This is a genomic window from Mucilaginibacter sp. SMC90, from assembly GCF_022811725.1.
Taxonomy (GTDB): Bacteria; Bacteroidota; Bacteroidia; order Sphingobacteriales; family Sphingobacteriaceae; genus Mucilaginibacter.
Map to the genome: position 1 here is coordinate 1,516,620 of NZ_CP094527.1, position 21,366 is coordinate 1,537,985.

At 43.2% G+C, this 21,366-nt stretch carries 14 protein-coding genes; 12 read left to right on the forward strand and 2 right to left on the reverse strand.

All coding sequences use genetic code 11. The annotated features are described in order from the left end of the window. The first annotated feature begins 80 nt into the window (after nt 1-80). From MTO98_RS06635 to MTO98_RS06665, 7 genes are all read left to right on the forward strand, one after another. Nucleotides 81-2,390 carry a glycoside hydrolase family 65 protein gene (locus tag MTO98_RS06635; RefSeq protein WP_243485819.1) on the forward strand — a complete coding sequence of 770 codons (2,310 nt, stop codon included), beginning with the start codon at nt 81-83 and terminating at the stop codon, nt 2,388-2,390. 95 nt (nt 2,391-2,485) lie between these two features. Beyond that, a complete protein-coding gene (locus tag MTO98_RS06640; protein WP_243485820.1) occupies nt 2,486-4,204 on the forward strand; it encodes an alpha-amylase family glycosyl hydrolase in 1,719 nt (572 codons plus the stop codon). A 153-nt stretch (nt 4,205-4,357) separates the two neighbouring features. After that, complete coding sequence (locus MTO98_RS06645) at nt 4,358-5,734, forward strand: MFS transporter (RefSeq protein ID WP_243485821.1); 1,377 nt, start codon at nt 4,358-4,360, stop codon at nt 5,732-5,734. Nucleotides 5,735-5,843: 109 nt separating this feature from the next. Beyond that, entirely contained in the window at nt 5,844-8,321 is a 2,478-nt protein-coding gene (locus tag MTO98_RS06650; protein ID WP_243485822.1) for a glycoside hydrolase family 31 protein, read from the forward strand. 291 nt (nt 8,322-8,612) lie between these two features. Next, nucleotides 8,613-8,918: a GIY-YIG nuclease family protein gene (locus MTO98_RS06655; protein ID WP_243485823.1), complete on the forward strand. Its 306-nt coding sequence runs from the start codon at nt 8,613-8,615 to the stop codon at nt 8,916-8,918. A 280-nt stretch (nt 8,919-9,198) separates the two neighbouring features. Beyond that, nucleotides 9,199-11,448: a 1,4-alpha-glucan branching protein GlgB gene (gene glgB, locus MTO98_RS06660; RefSeq protein WP_243485824.1), complete on the forward strand. Its 2,250-nt coding sequence runs from the start codon at nt 9,199-9,201 to the stop codon at nt 11,446-11,448. A 205-nt stretch (nt 11,449-11,653) separates the two neighbouring features. Further along, nucleotides 11,654-11,845: a hypothetical protein gene (locus tag MTO98_RS06665; protein WP_243485825.1), complete on the forward strand. Its 192-nt coding sequence runs from the start codon at nt 11,654-11,656 to the stop codon at nt 11,843-11,845. A gap of 46 nt (nt 11,846-11,891) precedes the next feature. Here MTO98_RS06665 and MTO98_RS06670 read toward each other — a convergent pair whose 3' ends face one another. Together MTO98_RS06670 and MTO98_RS06675 are read right to left on the reverse strand one after the other, a co-directional pair. Then, nucleotides 11,892-12,182, reverse strand: coding sequence for a hypothetical protein (locus tag MTO98_RS06670; RefSeq protein WP_243485826.1), 291 nt, complete (start codon nt 12,180-12,182; stop codon nt 11,892-11,894). Between the two features lie 81 nt (nt 12,183-12,263). Continuing rightward, the gene (locus MTO98_RS06675; RefSeq protein WP_243485827.1) at nt 12,264-12,554 is read right to left on the reverse strand and encodes a hypothetical protein; all 291 of its coding nucleotides are present in this window, start codon (nt 12,552-12,554) and stop codon (nt 12,264-12,266) included. Nucleotides 12,555-12,819: 265 nt separating this feature from the next. On the opposite strand from MTO98_RS06675, the gene MTO98_RS06680 reads away from it, so the two are divergent. The 5 genes from MTO98_RS06680 to MTO98_RS06700 all read left to right on the forward strand — a co-directional run bounded on the left by MTO98_RS06680 (nt 12,820) and on the right by MTO98_RS06700 (nt 21,087). Further along, nucleotides 12,820-15,207 (forward strand): ABC transporter permease, encoded by a 2,388-nt coding sequence (locus MTO98_RS06680; protein ID WP_243485828.1) that lies wholly within the window; start codon nt 12,820-12,822, stop codon nt 15,205-15,207. A 372-nt stretch (nt 15,208-15,579) separates the two neighbouring features. Next, nucleotides 15,580-17,997 (forward strand): ABC transporter permease, encoded by a 2,418-nt coding sequence (locus tag MTO98_RS06685; RefSeq protein ID WP_243485829.1) that lies wholly within the window; start codon nt 15,580-15,582, stop codon nt 17,995-17,997. A 230-nt stretch (nt 17,998-18,227) separates the two neighbouring features. Continuing rightward, complete coding sequence (locus MTO98_RS06690; RefSeq protein ID WP_243485830.1) at nt 18,228-19,334, forward strand: acyltransferase; 1,107 nt, start codon at nt 18,228-18,230, stop codon at nt 19,332-19,334. 70 nt (nt 19,335-19,404) lie between these two features. Further along, nucleotides 19,405-20,310 carry a helix-turn-helix domain-containing protein gene (locus MTO98_RS06695; RefSeq protein WP_243485831.1) on the forward strand — a complete coding sequence of 302 codons (906 nt, stop codon included), beginning with the start codon at nt 19,405-19,407 and terminating at the stop codon, nt 20,308-20,310. 51 nt (nt 20,311-20,361) lie between these two features. Beyond that, nucleotides 20,362-21,087 carry an SDR family oxidoreductase gene (locus MTO98_RS06700; protein WP_243485832.1) on the forward strand — a complete coding sequence of 242 codons (726 nt, stop codon included), beginning with the start codon at nt 20,362-20,364 and terminating at the stop codon, nt 21,085-21,087. Nucleotides 21,088-21,366 lie beyond the last annotated feature (279 nt).

The following is a 21,366-nucleotide window of genomic DNA, read 5'->3' on the forward strand; positions in this document are numbered from 1 at the left end:
TTGTACAGGGCCGCCCTGTATAGCATGCGGTTGCCACGCTGCGCTCGCAATGACATGTTGGTATTAAATAAAACGATTTGATGAAAAACTACATAAAAGCTGATGAGTGGAAGATAATTGAAGAAGGTTTCGACGCTCATTATAACAAGATTTCTGAAAGTATCTTCAGTTTGGGTAATGGCCGTATGGGGCAGCGCGCCAACTTTGAGGAGGCTTATAGCGGCGATACCCTGCAGGGTAACTATGTGGCTGGGGTTTATTACCCTGATAAAACCCGCGTAGGCTGGTGGAAAAACGGCTACCCCGAATATTTTGCTAAAGTGCTTAACGCCGCCAACTGGGTTGGTATCGACGTTGTAATTGACGGCGAACAACTTGACCTTGCTAAATGCGAAGTGTTGAGCTTTCGCCGCGAGCTGAATATGAAGGAGGGTTACCTGAAACGCGATTTTCATGCTAAAACAGCATCAGGGAAAGAGGTTAAGGTTGAAGCAGTACGCTTTTGCAGCATGGCTGATGATGAAACCGGCGCTATCAAATATACCCTTACACCGTTAAATTTCAGTGTTGCAATTGCTTTAACCCTGTCAATTGATGGTGATGTGGTAAACAAAGACTCAAACTACGACGAAAAGTTTTGGGATGAGGTAAGCAAAGCCACGCATACCGATAGTGGTTACATTGTGATGCGTACCAAAAAGACTGGTTTTGTAGTTGCTACAGGCATGAAGTTTAACATCCTGCAAAATGGTGTTGTTATTGAACCAACTGCCGAGGCTATCGAAAAAGAGAAATACGTGGCCGCTAAGGTTAGCTTAGAGGCAAAACAAGGCGAAAGCATTACAGTAATTAAGTACGCGGCTAACCTGTCATCACAAAATTATAAACAGGAAGACCTGATTGACCAGCTAAACGCTACTTTAACCCGTATCAGCGCCAAGGGTTTTGATACCATGCTTGCCGAACAGGCTGCTGCATGGGCCGAAAAATGGAAACATAACGATATCATTATTGATGGCGATGTATCGGCACAACAGGCTATCCGCTTTAATATTTACCAGCTTAACCAAACCTACACCGGTGAGGATGATCGCTTGAATATAGGCCCTAAAGGTTTTACCGGAGAGAAATACGGAGGCTCTACCTATTGGGATACCGAAGCTTACTGCGTGCCTTTTTACCTGTCGACAGCACCGCAAAAAGTTACCCGCAATTTGCTGCTATACCGCTATAAACAATTGGGTAAAGCCATTGAAAACGCGCAACTGCTTGGCTTTAAAAATGGTGCCGCTTTATACCCCATGGTTACTATGGATGGTACCGAATGCCATAATGAGTGGGAGATCACCTTCGAGGAGATCCACCGTAACGGGGCTATTGCTTTTGCCATTTATAATTACGTACGCTATACCGGCGATGAAGCTTATTTAGGCGATTATGGTTTGGAAGTGTTGTTAGGTATCGCGAGGTTTTGGTCGCAAAGGGTTACCTGGTCTGAGGATAAGGAACAGTACGTAATGCTGGGTGTAACCGGGCCAAACGAGTACGAGAACAACGTTAATAACAACTGGTACACCAGTACTATAGCTACCTGGTGTATGCAATATACACTTGAAGTTGCTGAAAAAGTAAAAGCTGCCGATTCTGAAAAATATGCCGCGTTGGTAAGCAAAACCAACCTTGATGAATCAACCGAGTTTGGGCGTTTCAGAGATATCATCCAAACGATGTATTATCCGTACGATGAAAAACGCCAGGTGTTTTTACAACAGGATGGTTACCTGGATAAAGAACAGATTCTGGTTAAAGATTTGCCTGCTTCAGAGCGTCCCATCAACCAAAAATGGAGCTGGGATAGGATTCTTCGTTCATGCTATATTAAACAGGCCGATGTATTGCAGGGAATTTACTTTTTTGAGGATCAGTACGATATAGATACTATTCGCCGCAACTTTGATTTCTATGAGCCGCGTACGGTGCATGAATCGTCATTATCGCCATGCGTGCACGCTATTTTGGCCGCCAAGCTTGGTGACGAAGCCCGTGCCTACGAGTTTTACCTGCGTACTGCCCGTTTAGATCTGGACGATTATAACAACGATACTGAAGATGGTTGTCACATCACTTCGATGGCAGGTACCTGGATGGCTGTTGTGGAAGGCTTTGGTGGCATGCGTGTAAGGGATGGTAAACTGGTATTCCAGCCGTTCATTCCCGAAAAATGGTCGTCGTTTTCATTCCATGTAGGTTTCCGTGGTGCACTGCTGAATATTAAAGTGAGCAAAGAAGGCGTGCAGATCAAAAATGCATCGGATGTTGAAACTACTGTGCTGGTTTATGGTAAAGAACAATTGGTAAAAGCCAATGATGAATTACTGGTTGAAGCGTAATGAAAAGCAATAAACTATTTACTTGTTTTATTGCTGCAACAATGTTGCCCGTTATTACGTTGGCACAGGTAAAAACACATCATACAAAAAAACGCATGGAATCAACCACCGATCATAAACTTATTATATACCAGTTACTGCCCCGCTTGTTCGGCAATACCCAAACGCTTAATAAAACCAATGGATCCATTGAAGAAAACGGCGTAGGTAAGCTCAACGATATCAACGATAAAGCCCTGCAGGAGATCAAAAAAATGGGTTTTACCTACGTTTGGTATACCGGGGTGATTGAGCACGCCACCATGACCGATTATTCGCAATTCGGTATCAAAGCCGATGACCCGGATATTGTGAAGGGTAGGGCAGGATCTCCTTATGCTATTAAGGATTATTACGATATCGATCCCGATCTGGCGGTTGATGTTAAAAACCGCATCGGCGAGTATGAAGCGCTCATCAAACGTACCCATAACAATGGTTTAAAAGTACTGATGGATCTGGTACCCAACCACGTAGCCCGCACTTATGGATCGGATGTTAAACCTGCCGGTGTGCGTGATTTTGGCGAGGATGATGATAAAGGCAAAGCTTTCAGTGCTACCAATGACTTTTACTATATGCCCGGTCAGCCATTTGTGGTGCCACAGGGATATAATCCGGGTGGCGATGAATTTAAAAGCCCGCTGAAGGATGGGAAATTTGATGAAAACCCTGCTAAGGCTACCGGTAACGATGTGTTCAGTGCAGCCCCATCAATTAACGATTGGTTCGAGACCATGAAGCTGAATTACGGAGTTGACTATATGGATCACCGTCGCGGTCATTTTGATCCTATCCCACCGCTTTGGAATAAGGTTTATGATATCCTGCATTACTGGAGCGAAAAAGGCGTGGATGGTTTCCGCTGCGATATGGTGGAGATGGTTCCGATTGAGTTTTGGGGATGGGTGATCCCTAAACTAAAAGCCGAGCACCCCGGTTTGGTATTCATTGGCGAGGCTTATGACAAAGGCAAATACGCCGATTATATTTATAAAGGAAAGTTTGATTATCTGTATGATAAAGTAGGCCTATACGATGCCATCAAGCGCCTAACCCGTGATGAGCACAACTCATCAACCTGGGAAATTAACGCTGTTTGGAACCACGATAGTAAAGGTATCGATGAGCATATGCTCCGTTTTATGGAAAACCATGACGAGCAGCGCATTGCCTGTAATGATTTTGCAGGCAACCCATGGCTGGCTGTTCCGGGTATGATAGTCACCGCTACGTTGAACACCGGTCCGGTAATGGTTTACTTTGGCCAGGAGGTAGGAGAGCCGGCTCATGGTACCGAGGGGTTTAGCGGGAATGATGGTCGCACCTCTATATTTGATTATTGGGGCGTGCCCGAGCATCAAAAATGGGTAAACAACCATGAATATGACGGTGCGAAATTATCTGCCGATCAGCAGAAGTTACGCGGCTTTTATCATAACCTGCTCACAGCGGTTCATAATAGTGAAGCTTTAAAAACAGGCAGCTTTTATGAGCTGATGATAGCCAACGAACATCAGCCGGGTTTTGACACCCGTTTGTATATGTACGCGCGTTATACCAATAACCAGCGTATATTAGTGATAACCAATTTTAACCGGGGCGAGCGTAAATTAACCGTAAAGCTGCCGGAAGACCTGTTGACAAAATTAAACCAAAGCGGCCATAAACAATTCACCGACCTGCTAAGCGGCGCTAAATTCAATACCGATGATATTAAAAACGGTGTTGAAGTAAGCCTGCCGGCTATGAGCGGATTGTTGCTGGAGTTTTAGCCGCTTACAATATGTCATTGCGAGAAGGAACGACGAAGCAATCGCACAGAGGCTTCGCCGCTCTGTATAGCATGCGATTGCCACGCTGCGCTCGCAATGACATGGTGGATAATATACGAGCTGCCACCAATGAATTATTGAACCAATGAACCAATGAACAAAAATAAACCAACCATCGCACAGAAGCCACGACTAAGTTTTTGGCAGATCTTTAACATGAGCTTCGGCTTTTTGGGTATCCAGTTTGGCTTTGCCCTGCAAACAGGTAACGCCAGCCGGATTCTGCAAACCTTTGGTGCCGATGTGGAGCATCTGTCGTGGTTTTGGTTGGCCGCGCCTATAACGGGCATGATTGTTCAGCCAATCATTGGGCATTACAGCGACAGGACCTGGAACCGCCTTGGTCGTCGTCGGCCTTACTTTTTGACTGGGGCAATCCTATCTGGAGTGGCTTTGTTCTTTATGCCCAACTCATCCATGCTGGCTGCGCTGATCCCGCCTATAGTAGTGGGAGCAGGGATGCTCATGATCATGGATGCCTCGTTTAACGTAGCTATGGAGCCTTTCAGGGCTTTGGTAGCCGATAACCTGCCCGATAGCCAGCATACTACTGGTTTCTCTATGCAAACTTGTTTAATAGGGGTGGGCGCAGTTATAGGTTCGTGGCTGCCTTATGTTTTTGCCGAATGGTTCGGGATAGGAAAAACTGCGGGGCAAGGTATCGTACCTGACAACGTGCTATATTCTTTTTATATAGGTGCTGCCGTATTGATAGGCGCTATTTTATGGACGGTTATCCGCACTAAAGAGTATCCTCCCGAAGTTTATGCTACATTTCATGAAAAAGACGAATCTGAATCAGGCCATAAGGGTGGCTTAGCCGAAATTTTCAGTGATCTGGCTAATATGCCTAAAACCATGAAGCAATTGGGGCTGGTGCAGTTTTTTTCCTGGTTTGCGCTTTTCTCTATGTGGGTATTTACTACCCCTGCCGTGGCCGATCATGTTTACCATATACCCGCTGGTGACACCTCGTCGGCGGCTTACAATGATGCTGCTAACTGGGTAAACGTATTGTTTGGCGTATATAATTTAGTATCGGCAATATACGCGCTGTTATTACCCCAAATTGTGAAAAAGCTGAGCCGTAAAAAAGCCCATGCCTTTTCATTAACCATGGGTGGTTTGGGCTTGATATCCATATTCTTTATAACCGACCCAAAGCTGCTTGTATTTTCAATGATAGGGATAGGTTTGGCCTGGGGCAGCATTTTAGCTATGCCTTATGCCATTTTATCAAGCTCGATACCTGCTTCCAAGATAGGCGTTTATATGGGTATCTTTAATTTCTTCATCACTTTTCCACAAATTGTTAATGGCATTATTGGTGGCCCCATAGTAAAATACGCATACAGCGGCCATGCTATCTACGCATTGGTGATGGCCGGGGTATTTATGTTCCTGGCGGCTATAGCTGTACTGTTTGTTGGAGATGGTAAGAAAATCCAGATTATTGAGGCTGCAAATTGAATAAAAGTTGAGTGATTGGCACGGTTAATGATTTTTGGTTAACCAATTGTTTGTATCTTGCGTACTAAGTACACTATATACATATTTGCAGAATCACTAATACATTTAAATGGAAAGTAATACCCCACCAAATCCGGAGCTGATTACCAGTAAGTTGGTTGAAGTTGAAAACCTGATAGAGGAAGAAGAGGAGTTTCACCATCTTAATAACCCTGCCGATGGTATTAAGCCTGTAGTTAAAAAATATCTCGGTGTACCCAATCATGCCGATCAGATGGGGAATAAATTCTACTTTACCGATGGCGATGCCAAAGTTGAAGTAATAGTTGTTACCGACGAGATCATTCGTGTAAGGCTTGCCCCGCACAGTGTTTTCCTGGAAGATTTTTCATACGGTGTGCCCAAATTGCCAACAAAAGCAGCCGGTTTTACCTTGCATGAAGATGATAACGAATTCAGGGTTTCTACTTACAAGGTTAATTGTCATATCCGCAAAAAGGATTTCTTTATCTCTTTTTCAGATAGCAATAACCACGTAACCAGCATGGATGCAGTGCCGATGCATTGGGAAGAGAACGTACAGGCCGGTGGTTACTACGTTTTTTGCACTAAAACCTGCGCACCTGACGAAAGTTTTTTTGGCCTTGGCGATAAACCAACCGAATTTAACCTGCGTGGCAAAAGGCTCAAAAACTGGAATACCGATGCTTATTCATTTCAGTGGAACCAGGACCCTCTTTACCGGAGCATCCCTTTTTACATTAGCGTAAATGAGGGTATAGCACACGGCATTTTCTTTGATAATACTTTTAAAGCACAGTTTGACTTTGGTGCCGAAGACAGGACTAAAACAAGTTTCTGGGCTGATGGCGGCGAACTGCAATATTATTATATCCACGGCCCGCACATGATGGACGTGGTAAAAAGCTACCATACCCTAACCGGTACCCACCCAATGCCGCCACTTTGGGCGCTGGGTTATCATCAATGTCGCTGGAGCTATTATCCGGAGTCGAAGGTTAAAAAAATTGCCAGAGGTTTCCGCGAAAATCAGATCCCTTGTGATGGTATTTACCTGGATATCGATTATATGGATGGTTACCGTTGTTTTACCTGGAACCGCAAGTATTTCCCCGATCCTAAAAAGATGATCAGTGAGCTTGCTGCCGATGGTTTTAAAACAGTTGTAATTATTGATCCGGGGATCCGTGTAGATGACAACTACTCGGTGTTTAAAGAAGGTAAGGAGAAAAAATATTTCTGCCGTCGCAGTGATGACTATTTCATGGAAGGCCACGTATGGCCGGGTCGTTGCCAGTTTCCTGACTTTACCAACCCCGAGGTACGCGAGTGGTGGGGAGGTTTGTTTGACGAGCTGGTACAAATGGGAGTAGCCGGTGTGTGGAACGATATGAATGAGCCCGCCGTATTTGGTGCAGGTACTTTCCCTGATGATGTACGCCACCAGTACGATGGTTACCGTGGGTCGCACCGTAAGGCACATAATATTTATGGTATGCAGATGGTGCGTTCAACCTACGAGGGATTACGCAAGATCATGAAAAATAAGCGCCCTTTTACCATTACAAGGGCAGGCTACTCAGGTGTGCAACGCTTTTCATCGGTGTGGACCGGTGACAACGTAGCATCGTGGGAACACCTGAAACTGGGTAATATCCAGTGCCAGCGGTTGTCAATATCGGGTATTCCGTTCTGCGGTACAGATATCGGTGGTTTTAGCGGCGAGCCGGATGGCGAACTGTTTACCCGCTGGATCCAGATGGGAACTTTCTCGCCCTTTATGCGTGCACACTCGGCCGGTGATACCAAAGAGCGTGAACCATGGAGCTTTGGCGAACCATTTACCGCCATAAACCGTAAATTCATTGAACTGCGTTACCGTTTGATCCCTTATTTATACTCTACTTTTTGGGAGCATCACCGCTACGGTTTCCCTATTTTGAGGCCGATAGTAATGCACGAGCAGGATACGGTGACGAACCATTTCCGCCAGGATGAGTTTACTTATGGTGATAAGATACTGGTTTGCCCGGTAATGGAACCAGGGCAGATTAAGCGCAACGTATACCTGCCAAAAGGTAAATGGTACAACTTCTGGACTTATGAGGTTGTTGACGGTGGAAAAGAAGTATCGGTTGATACCCCTCTTGAAACCATGCCTGTATTCATTAAAGCCGGTTCTGTTATCCCAGAATACCCGGTAATGCAATATGTTGGCCAAGAGGAAATTGAAGAAGTGAAACTGAATATCTATTATACAGATTATGAAGTAAATTCATTCCTGTTTGAAGATTACGGTGAAACCTTCGCCTACGAACAGGACATTTATCTCGAAAAGAAATTTGTGGTAAATGGCAGTTCGAGGTCAGTGACTATTGATCAAAGCATGGAAGGTTTATATACCCCACGTTATGATGGTTATCATTTTAACCTGATAGGCCTGCCATTTGCGCCCACCAAAATTACGGTAGATGGCAAGGATGTAAAGGAATTCCAGATCAATGAAGATAAAACAGTAGAGTTTAAATACACCAAAAACTTTAAGCATATCGAAATAAGCAAATAGTATTTAACTAAGGCCATTTTTTAGTAACGCCATTGCCGTAGGAATACGTAGCAATGGCGTTTTTATTTGTCTTTACCTGGTAGAGTTGGTGGAATGTTTCCGTCCGTCCGCATACCTGTGTCAAATACTTTTGGACATGGGGCGGACAGTCAGAACATATGCTGCATCCCTCTCCAAGCGTCATTGCGAGGTACGAAGCAATCCCCTACTTACAGAGTAGCTATAAAAGTTCTCTTGCCAAGGTAATTGTGATCCGTCGTAAAAAATCTCCAATATTCATATTATTGCATTATGGTTATGCAACGCGGCGGATGTGTTTATATCGTCACAAACAAAACACATTCAGTATTATATACCGGGGTAACATCAGATATTGTTGGTAGGATCTGGGATCATATAAATAAAACTTATCCGCAAAGTTTCACTGCTAAATACAATTGTAGTAAACAGGTGTATTATATTTTTTATCCTCATATCGAAGAAGCAATTGCAGCCGAAAAAGCGATAAAGGGTGGAAGCCGACAAATGAAAGCTGAGCTTGTTAACCAAATGAATCCCGGGTGGAATGATTTATATGATGATTTGTTAAACGAATAACCGACCAGCTAACCGGCTCTGTAAGTAGAGGATTGCTTCGTACCTCGCAATGACGTGGTGGAGAGTTTGTTTGGCGGCTTAACCAGCTAACCGGCCCTGTAAGTAGGGGATTGCTTCGTGCCTCGCAATGACGTGGTGGAGAGAGGTAGTTGAACACCCCAAAAATAAATCTGCAAAACCCTGCATAATATATTAATCCTGTTATATTTGATTGCATATAAACCAAACTCATTCCTGTGATTTGGGTTATCTTATAACACCCTAACAGGTTATCTATATCATGGCCAAAAAAACAACTAAAACCGAAAATCCTTTACCGGATGTAAAGCCAGTAAAGGAAAAAAAAGCCGTCACTAAGGTCAAAGCCGATAAAGTAACGCCTGAAGCAGGAAGCCCTGAGCCTAAAAAGGCAGCTAAAACTAAAGTAGTTGCCGCCGAAAAGCCAGCCACCGAAACAAAAGTTGCCCCTGTTAAAGCTAAAGCGGTTGTAGCCGAAAAGCCTGCTGCCGGTAAAAAAGCTGCCCCTGCTAAATCAAAGACCGCTAAAGCGGAGAAGCCAGCTGAAACTATTGCTGTGCAGCCTGCAAAGCTTAAAGCCGTTGAATCATACAGCCGTTTTACTGATTTTGATATTAGTTTATTTAAATCGGGCAAGCATTATAAGCTATACGAAAAGCTGGGTTCGCATGTGGTAGAATATCAAGGTGTTGTGGGTACCTATTTTGCTGTTTGGGCGCCAAACGCACAATATGTAGCGGTAATAGGTAATTTCAATGGCTGGAACCGCGGTTCGCATAGTTTGAACGCCCGCTGGGATTCATCAGGGATTTGGGAAGGGTTTATACCTAATATTGGCGTAGGCGAAACTTATAAATATTTTATTAATTCATCAAGCGGCGAAGATCTTGAAAAAAGCGATCCCTTTGCTTTGCGTTGGGAACTACCGCCGCGTACGGCTTCGATAGTTGCTGATACCTACTATGAGTGGAAAGATCAGGACTGGATGAAAAACCGTCAGGAACATAACGCCCTTGATAAGCCATATTCGGTTTATGAGGTACATTTAGGCTCATGGGCACGTAACTTGGAAAGTCCGGATGAGTTTTTGACCTATACACAACTGGCCGAAAAGCTGGTGCCTTACGTTAAGGATATGGGCTTTACACATGTGGAGTTTATGCCGATAATGGAGCACCCATACTATCCAAGCTGGGGTTACCAGGTGAGCGGTTATTTTGCTGCGGCATCGCGTTATGGCACACCACAGGAGCTGATGTACCTGATAGAGGAGTTTCACAAAGCCGGTATTGGCGTGATATTGGATTGGGTTCCTTCACATTTTCCGGGAGATATTCATGCGCTTTACAGGTTTGATGGCACACATCTTTATGAGCATGCTGATGCGCGCAAAGGTTTTCATCCCGACTGGAAATCGTATATATTTAATTACGGCCGTAACGAAGTTAGGGCATTTCTGATCAGTAACGCTTTGTTCTGGCTTGACAGGTACCATGCCGATGGTTTGCGTGTAGATGCAGTAGCTTCAATGCTGTACCTTGATTACTCGCGTAAGCATGGCGAATGGGAAGCCAATATGTATGGCGGCAACGAAAATCTTGAAGCCATATCATTTTTGAAGGAATTTAATGAGGCCGTTTACAGCCATTTCCCATCGGTACAAACCATTGCCGAGGAGTCTACTTCGTTTACAGGCGTTAGCCGCCCGGTTTACTTGGGTGGTTTAGGCTTTGGTATGAAGTGGATGATGGGTTGGATGCACGATACCATAGGGTATTTTAAAGAAGACCCGATACACCGCAAGTATCACCATAACGAAATCACTTTTAGTACCATATACGCTTTTACCGAAAACTTTATGCTGCCTTTCTCGCACGATGAGGTAGTATATGGTAAAGGCAGCATGTTGCGCAAAATGCCGGGCGACGAATGGAGACAATTCGCAAATTTACGCCTGATGTACGGCTATATGTTCACCCATCCCGGCGCTAAACTGTTGTTTATGGGTGCTGAATTTGGCCAGGGTGATGAATGGAATTTTGGCCAGTCGTTACAGTGGCATGTGCTTCAGTATCCTAATCATCGAGGCATAAGCGAAACAGTTAAAGCGCTCAATCATCTGTATCGCGATGAACCGGCGCTGTACGAAAAAGCTTTTTCGTTTGAAGGCTTTGAATGGGTTGATGGCGGCAATGCCAATGATTCCATACTGGTATATCGCCGTATGGGACACGATAGTAAAAACGATTTGATGATTGTCCTGAACATGACCCCGGTTATCCGCAAGGATTACCGCATTGGTGTACCTGCGGCCGGTAAATGGAAAGAGATATTTAACTCCGACCAGGAGAAATATTGGGGCAGTGGCATTATTAATTATGATGCCGTAAATTCTGAACCCGTTAAATGGCACGGCAAAGCGCAATCTATCAAAATTACGATACCACCATTAGCCGCAACCGTATTTAAACTGACGCCCGATGTGCCTGCTAAATATGAGTTGAAGAAATAAATTTAGTTGAACAAGACTTCCGAAGTTTTTAAAACTTCGGAAGTCTTTGTTACGATATACTTATTGTCATCCTGATAAACGAAGGATTTTCTTCGCCCTGTGTAGCCGTTCTGAATATTGAAGAGGATTCTTAGCTATAGCTCAGAATGATAAAAGCTGGTGTTGAAACAAGTTCAGGACGATGTTGTTAAGAGTATAAATAATAATGAATCCCAAATTCAAATATCTTTATCTTATAGGCGGTATAGTTGCCACCATATTGCTTATTGTACAAGTAGTGGCTACTTATCCCAAACCTAATACAGTTGGAGTGATCCTTGGCGCTTTGCCAGCTTTGGCCTTGTTTTACTTATCGTACAAGGCTTATCATGTTAAAAAGGATAATGAGTTGATGTGATTGATGCCTATCTATAAAATAATAATAGTACCGTCAGGCTTAGATCTTACTTAGCAGGGAAATGTTGGCCAATAACAAAAATTGCAGCCATTAATGCAATAATAGCACCCAGTACTCCCCATAACTGAGCGGGTTTCATGTTCGAAACTAAGTCCCCGATAGTTAATTCATCAGGAACAACTTTCTTTTTTTGGACGGCGATATCATTTTTACTGAGACTAAGTTTTTCTACTTTGCTTTTCCAACTTGCCAAAACCCCGTTAAACTCCACGGTTGATAGTGAACTTTGGCTGGGTTTTACAGTCATCACATACCAGTCATAGCCTTTTTCTAACAACCCTTCGGCTCGTATTCCTTCTTCTACTATTACTAAAATCGGAAGGCTTTTAGCGTACGCTATCGCTGATTCAATTTGATTCTAGGGAGTGGCAAATTTAGTTGCCGGGAGTGTTGTTTCATTGGCGCTACCCCGTTTTTCGATTCCGCGTTCAAAATAGGTACGCTCAAGTGCAATAACCAAAATGCCCGAACATTCATCCATCAAATCTTTTATTGATTTTAAAGGCGAATCAGAACTGAAGGTATTTCGCCCGATAGTATTTGGGACTAAATTTTCGCTTCTGAGCCTGTCCTCAATATATTTTACAAAAGCTTCTTGATCAGGTGTTGTAGTGCCGCCTACACTTATAAATACTTTGGGTTGATCCATAATAATTAAAATAAGGTTGGTTGTTATGTGCTGACAATCAGGTTTATAATATGTGTAAGGTAACGATAAACCTATAGCTATTCAATACTTTTTTGCAATTGCCGGAAAAAGAGACTGTGTTTTACAAAAATTGATCAAAACTGCACAGTCGTTGTAATGAAAACGTACGATACGGTACGGCGTGTTGTTTTTAATTGTTTGATTATCAGTGATTTTTATATTTGGCATTATTTTGCCGTAAAACAAATTACAGTAAAAATATACCATGTTCCGTAATTACCTGAAAACTGCCTGGCGCAATTTGCTGCGCAACCAATCAACCGCCTTTATCAATATCGGCGGGTTAAGCCTCGGCATGGCCGTTGCGCTCATTATTGGCTTGTGGATCAACGATGAGTTATCGTTTGACCGGTATCATCACAATTATGACAGTATTGCGCAGGTAATGCAAAGCCGCGCAAATAATGGTGAAACCAGTACATCAGATATGGTGCCCCTTCCCTTGGCTAACACTTTACGTACAACTTATGGCAATAATTTCAAATACGTGGTACAGGCCTCCGGTGTTTGGCAACACATCCTTAGTACGGGTGATAAGCACCTGATCATGAACGGGCGTTATATCCAGGCACAGATACCCGATATGCTTACACTGCAAATGGTAAGCGGGACGCGGGCTGCTTTGAACGATCCAGCTTCGGTATTACTGACAGAAACAACTGCAAAGGCACTGTTTGGCAATGCTGATGCGGCCGGTAAGATCCTGAAGCTGGACAATAAAATGACCGTTAAGGTAGGCGGTGTTTACCGTGACCTGCCGGGCAATACCACATTTGGCAGCCTTGCATTTATGGCAGCCTGGGACTTATACAAAATAGCCGATCCAAACCTTGTAAAATCTACCGGAGATTGGGGTAATAACTCCTACGATCTTTTTGTGCAGCTGAAAGATGGTGCAGATATGAAACAGGTATCGGCGCAGATCAGGGACGCAAAATTACTAAACGTAGATGCAGAGAGTGCAAAACTTAAACCGGCTATCCTGCTGCACCCCATGAGTAAATGGCATCTATATGCCGAATTTAAGAATGGTGTAAATACTGGTGGAGCTGTTACCTACGTATGGCTTTTCGGGGTGATTGGTGTATTTGTACTGCTTTTAGCCTGCATCAATTTTATGAACTTGAGCACCGCACGCAGTGAAAAACGTGCACGCGAGGTTGGTGTAAGAAAAGCCGTAGGTTCGTTGCGGGGCCAGCTGATCCTGCAATTTTATACAGAGTCGGTATTGCTGGCTTTGCTGTCTTTCGTGCTCTCGCTTGTGGTAGTTGAATTTGCTTTGCCTTACTTCAATCACATTACCGATAAATCACTGAGCATGTTATGGCATAATCCTGCTTTTTGGGGGGCCGGGCTTATTTTTACGTTACTTACTGGTGTTTTAGCGGGAAGCTATCCCGCATTATATCTTTCCAATTTTCAACCTGTTAAGGTTTTGAAAGGTACATTTCGCACCGGCAAAATGGCTGCATTGCCGCGCCAGGTATTGGTTGTGGTGCAGTTTTGTGTATCTATTATATTGATCATCGGTACGCTGGTCATATACCGCCAGGTTCGTTATTCGCAAAGCCGCGAGGTGGGGTATAACCGTGCCGGTCTGCTCTCGATGGAAATGTACTCGGCTACCATCCATGATCATTTTCAATCCTTCCGAAACGATTTGCTTAATACCGGTGCAATTGTAGATGTTGCCGAATCGAGCAGCCCAACAACTGGTATATACAACACGGTGGGCGGCCTGAAATGGACGGGCAAAAACCCAGGCTTAAATGATGAGTTTGCTATGGTTGGTGCCAGTATGCCATACGGGAAAACGGTAGACTGGAAGCTGGTAGACGGCCGGGATTTTTCCTCTGCATTTCCTTCAGACTCATCAGCTTTGGTCCTTAACGAGGCTGCAGTTCATTATATGAACCTGAAAAAGCCTGTAGGTGAAACCATCGACTGGTGGGGTAAGAAATATCATGTGGTTGGCGTAGTAAAAAATATGGTGATGCAATCGCCTTATGAACCGGTTAAGCAAAGTATCTTTTTTATCAATAAAGATGTGGGGAACGTGCTCAATATCCGCCTCAATCCAAAAGTTGGCCCGCAAACGGCACTTGGCAGCATTGAAGGCGTATGGAAAAAGTATGTTCCTGAACAACCGTTTGATTTCAAATTTACCGATCTGGAATATCAGAAAAAGTTTGATGCCGAACAAAAAGTGGGTATCCTGTCAAGCCTGTTTACTGGCTTGGCTATCCTGATCAGTTGTCTTGGCTTGTTTGGTATGGCAGTTTTTATGGCCGAACAGCGTACCAAAGAGATAGGTGTGCATAAGGTATTGGGCGCTTCTGTCCTGAACCTTTGGCTACTCCTATGCCGCGATTTTGTGGTGCTTATTATTGTAGCATTGCTTATAGCTGCCCCGGTAGGGGCCTTTATAATGAATGGTTGGTTACAGCATTACAGCTATCATATTGACCTTTCGGTTTGGCTGTTTGCACAAACCGCCGCCGGGGCATTTACACTCACTTTATTAACAGTTAGCTATCAAAGTATCAAAGCGGCGCTTGCCAACCCGGTGAAGAGTTTACGATCGGGGGAATAGGGAGCAGAGGTTGGAAATTTGAGATCAGTTGAAAAACGGGGAACTCAAGTATGCGCAAAATGCCGTTTTAGGGTAAACACGATTTGTACCGTGACCATAGGGAGATTGCGCATGTATCCGCAGTGGTAAAAGCACAAGTGATTGTTACAAAGGCAACCGCACTATATTTACTCTAAAAAAGGTATTCGTGATCAAGAAATCTGTTTATAAAATCAGCAATACCGCAACCCGGCAGGCCATCTCACAACCGCACAATCACTGTTCGAAAACGAACAGTTTCGTAGATTGAATATTGGCTTAAATTATTGATAATTAGATATTTATAAATAAGGCATGTAATTAGCTGAATTTCAGGTATAAACCTTTGTAGTTATGCTTAAAAATTATTTGCTGGTTGCTTTTAGAAACCTCTCTAAAAACAAAGCGTTCTCTGCTATTAACATAGTAGGACTGGCTATTGGCATGGCAGCGTGCCTGCTTATTTTGCAATACGTTAGCTTTGAGCTTAGTTTTGATGATTTTCATGTCAAAAAGGATCGTGTTTTTCGCATCAATCAGGACAGGTATAACAACGGTAAGTTAAGTACCCAATGGGCCGGCGGGGCCTTCGCTCCCGGTACGGCATTTAAAACCGAGCTTCCCGAAATTGAGGAGCATGTAAAAATTGTAGGTGCGGGCCAAACAATTGCTAACTACAAGGATCAGAAAATGGTTATCCAAAACGTTTACTATGTGAGCGATGCCTTTTTCAAAACTTTCACTTTCCCATTGATAAATGGCGACCCAATCACAGCGCTTAAAGAACCTAATACAGCGGTAATTACCCGGCAAATTGCCGACAAGCTTTTTCATGGAGTAAATCCGGTTGGCCAAACACTATATATCAATACAGATAAGCCGCTTAAAATAACCGGCGTAATAAATAACATGCCTGCCAATACGCATATGAATTTTGATATCATGCAATCATATGCTACGCTGCTTAAGGAAAATCCACCTAATAAAGATTATAACCTTGACGATGCCTGGCTAAATGATGGTTGTACAACCTATCTGCTTTTGAAACCCGGGGTTGATCCGCGGGCATTAGAGGCTAAGTTTATCCCGGTGGTAAAAAAAGCATATGATAAATATCCAGGCTCGGGCGAAGGCGGTATTTATACACTGCAGCCGGTAAAGGATATCCACTTGTACTCAAACCGGATGCTGGAGTTTCAGCCCAATGGCGATGGCAAATCGGTGTACCTGCTTCTGGGCATAGCCATTTTTGTAATCATCATTGCCTGGATCAATTATATCAATCTGGCTACTGCCCGTGGCATTGGCAGGGCTAAAGAAGTTGGCGTGCGTAAAACCCTTGGTTCGGCAAAGGCACAGCTTATTGCCCAGTTTATGCTGGAAGCCATGATGCTTAACGCCATGGCAATAGGGTTGGCATTACTGATCATTGTGGCCTGCTTACCTGCATTTGCCAATATCTCGGGTATGCAAATGGGCTTTACCCTGTTTGCTAAAGTAACTTTCTGGCTGGCCGTTTTGGGGATCTTTGTGTTAGGCTCGTTCTTCAGTGGATTTTACCCGGCCCTTGTACTATCGGCTTTTAAACCGGTTGAGGTAATGAAGGGTAAGATCCTGGCATCGCCAAGGGGTGTAGTGTTGCGTAAAGGAATGGTGGTATTTCAGTTTGCTGCATCTATATTTTTGCTCATAGGCTCGCTTACAGTATTTAAACAGCTTAAATACATGCAAGGCCAAAAGTTAGGGGTAAAAATAGACCAGACACTGGTGATCAAGGCCCCATTGATTAAGGTTGATTCATTTTACCGTAGTATGAGCTCGTTTAAGCATGAATGCCTGGCTCAAAGTGCTGTAAAAAGCGTTACGGTATCCACCTCTATCCCCGGCGAGCCGGTGGGCTGGAATGCGGGAGGTATTAAACTGGTAGGCTCCGATCAAAGTACAAGCAAGCAATACCGTATCATAGGTGCCGATTATGACTACCTTAATGCTTATGATATTAAACTGATAGCCGGGCGCAAATTTTCGAAGGAGTTTGGCGATGAGCCGCACAGCGTAGTATTTAATAAAAAAGCGGTTGAGCAGTTGGGCTTTAACAAACCTGCCGATGCCCTTGGCAAACGCATTGATTTTTGGGGACAGGTTTACACCATTGTAGGCGTTGCCGATAACTTCCATCAGCAGTCTCTGCATGATGCTTATGATGCCATCATCTTCCGTTGTATTCCCGATGTACGGGGACCGGTATCGGTAAAGGTAAGCACCACTAATATGCCGCAAACCATTGCCGATTTAAAGAAAACCTGGGCCAGCTTTTTCCCTGGCGATCAATTTGATTATTTCTTTTTAGACCAGTTTTTTAACAAGCAGTACAAAACCGATCAGCGCTTTGGGCAAGTTTTTGGTGTGTTTACCGGCATTGCCATTTTTGTGGCTTGTTTGGGTTTATTTGGCCTGGTATCATATACTATTGTTCAACGCACCAAGGAGATAGGGATCCGCAAAGTACTGGGCGCTTCTGTAAATAATATCCTGAGGCTGCTGTACAAAGATTTTGCATTGCTGGTGGTGGTTTCGTTTATTATTTCGGCACCTATAGGCTGGTATGCAATTCATAGATGGCTGCAAACCTATGCTTTCCGGATGGATGTTAATTTGTTCCTGTTTGTTATTCCTTTTTTCCTGGTATTGCTGGTTGCGTTTGCAACGGTTTCATTTTTGAGTGTAAAAGCAGCCTTGATGAACCCTGTAAAGAGTTTGAAAACGGAGTAGCAATTGAAATACACATAGTTAAGCGTTTAAGTTTGAGCAAAACAAAACCGGGGGTGTTGTACTCCCGGTTTTGTTTTGTGGATTATAAAGAGTTTAAATACTTAGCACGCACAGTGGGCGGTATTTATATTAGTAAATATTCCATATTTTAGTTGAAAAAACAGATAAGATCTCGTTTTATTTATTTGCTAAAAAAAGATTTTGCCGATTATCGATAGCCTCACCTGATTTTGGACACAGCGCAAAAGAGTTTAAAAGGACTTAAAAAACATAACAGATTTAAGGAGTTAGATGCACTGCGTGGAATAGCAGCCATAATGGTTGTTTTATTTCATTTTACTATGGATAGGCCTGAACGAAATTTAGGCTTCAAATTTGGCGTGACCGGTGTTGATCTGTTTTTTATTATTAGTGGATTCGTAATATATATGAGTTTAACTAAAGTAAAAAGTAGCCTGGAGTTTGCTATAAACAGGATAAGCAGATTATATCCTACCTATTGGGTGTGTGTAACAGTTACATTTATTTTAATATGCATTAAAGTATATTTATTTAAAAGCCTTGTTTTACACCCGCCTTCTCTTTGGGATTATTTGGCTAACATGACAATGTTTCAATATTATTTGGGGGCTAATGACCTCGACGGACCATATTGGACCATGATTATTGAAATGATTTTTTATATAGGAGTTTTGATCCTTTTTAAATTTCATTTACTCAAATACATCAACATACTGGGTATAACAATTTCTCTTGGCGTTGCCGGGCTCACCGTTTTCTTTCACGATCATGCTTTTGCTCATCAAATATTTAAAGCAATTCCGCTTTTATCATTTGTCCCGCTGTTTTTCGCCGGAATAATTTTTTATAACATCTATGAATATAAAGATAAACTGATAGCAAGATATGCAATGCTGTTGATGTGCCTTGTTTGTCAGATATCCTTGTATCATTATGGCGGCACATCATGGTGGTATTTAAGCCAGGCAGAATATGCTGTTATGCTTACAATCTATTTTCTTTTGTTTGTACTTTTTGTAAGTGGAAAATTAAAATTTGTAGTGAATAAAATAACACTTTTTCTTGGCAAGCTTTCATTTCCTTTATACCTCATCCATCAGTTTGTAGCCATTCGTTTCGTTATTCCTGCCTTAACAAATAAAATGAATTTGAATTATTGGGCTGCATCTTTTCTTGTTGCATTACCTGTGGTACTTATTTTAGCATACCTTATTAATCGTTATGTTGAGATACCTGTTAGCAAGCAAATGAGGAAAAAGCTAAATTCCATCAGCGGCGTTAACGCTATACATAAAGCCGCAAATACTTCATTGTAGCGTAAAAACATTTACAATGCGCTGTTGGTTGGCTGTTTATACAATACCAACTAATTGCGTAATTTGCCTCATGCCTGTTTTAACTGCACCCGAAAAAAACGTTATCCCTACTTTCTCCCTGCAACAAAACAGCGAGCGGGGTAACACCATGATTGATGTGCGTGAAGCCATTGGGCAATGCGGTGAGTTTAAGCTCGATCCTGCATTTCTGCAGCCGCACCGTAAAGATTATTATTTGTTTGTATTGGTAAAAAACGGTGCTAACCGGCATTGGATAGATTTTGTGCCATACACCGTAAAGCCTGATACCTTTTACTTTACCGTGCCGCAACAAGTGCATCTGAAAGAGCATTCCGGCCCTACCGAAGGTATTATGGCCAGTTTTACCGACGAATTTCTGCAACTGGAAGATAACCGCATACTTAAACAGCTCCCCATTATCCAAAACCCTGCTGCCGCGCATGAGATAGCACTTAGCCAGGCAGATGTGGCTTTTGTAGAAGATACCATGCGCAAAATGCTGGTTGAATTTAATACCGATGGAACCTGGCGCAACCAAATGCTTACTTCATGGTTAAGGGTATTGGTGATATACCTGAGCAGGTTATACGGCGAACAGTATAATGAAACCTGTGTTACTTTAAACTATTGCCTGCTTAAAAGTTTTCAAGCGCTTATAGCCGAGCATTATGCCACCCAGCATGATGTTGCTGCATATGCCGAAAAGTTGAACCTGACGCCCGGTCACCTCACTGATGTTATTAAGCAGCAAAGTGGTAAAACAGCTATAACCCATATTCATGAGCGACTTATAGTTGAAGCCAAACGCCGCTTATTGCATACCGAACTATCCGTTAAGCAAATTGCCGACGACCTTGGTTTTGAGGATGCTGCATACTTTAACCGCTTTTTTAAACGCATTACGGATACCACGCCAATGGGGTTCAGAACGCAAATCCGGGAAATGTACAGTTAATGCCCTGCTATGTGCAGCGGTAAAAATATCATCGCATTATAGCTTTGTGTTATGGAAAAACAAACAGTATTAATAACCGGTGCCAATAAAGGAATTGGCCTGGAAAGTGCCCGGCAACTGGCCAAAGCCGGTTACTACATTTACCTGGGCAGCCGTGATCAGAACAGGGGCGAAAAGGCGGTTGAACAGCTCAAAGCCGAAGGTTTAAATGATGTTGAGCTCTTGCTGATAGATGTTACCAATGAAGCCTCGGTACAGAAAGCTCATGATGAGCTGGCGAATAAAATAGACCACCTTGATGTACTCATCAACAACGCCGGTATTCCCGGCGCATTCCCGCAAAAGGCCGATACCGTGAGCGATGATACCATGAAGGAAGTTTTTGAAGTTAACTTCTTCGGCGTGATCCGTACGGTTCGGATCTTTATCAACCTGGTTAAAAAGTCTCCTAACCCGCGCATTGTTAATGTTACATCTGATTTGGGCTCGTTAACTTATCACAACGATCCTGATTGGGAGCATTATGAGGTTAAGTCGGCGGCTTATGGCCCATCAAAAACAGCGTTGAACGCTTATACCGTTGCCCTGGCCTATGATCTTAAAGATCAGGTTAAAGTGAACATGGTAAACCCCGGTTACACCAATACCGAATTTAACGGCAACCGCGGTCCTAAACCGGTAGAAGAGGGTGCAGCGCCTATAGTGAAATACGCCATGATAGGCACTGATGGCCCTACTGGTAAATACTTTAGCGATTATGGCGAAAGTCCATGGTAAATTGCTTAAGAAGCAAGAGTTTAGAATCAAGAAGCAAGAAAGAACAATTTCTGCCGCGGGTTTAGCACAGCGTAACCCGTGGTTTTACATAATTGAAGTTTTCAACTTCAACGGTTAAGCTGAAGACCTAACCTATGCTTTCAATGGTACCGCTGCCCTATAGCAGTGATTGAATTTAAAAGCGGCTCCCAAAAAATCTGGGGCCGTTTTTTTATGCATTTCAATTTAGTTGACTTTGTCAACTAAATTTATTTATTTTGCTAATGAAAAACATAGTTG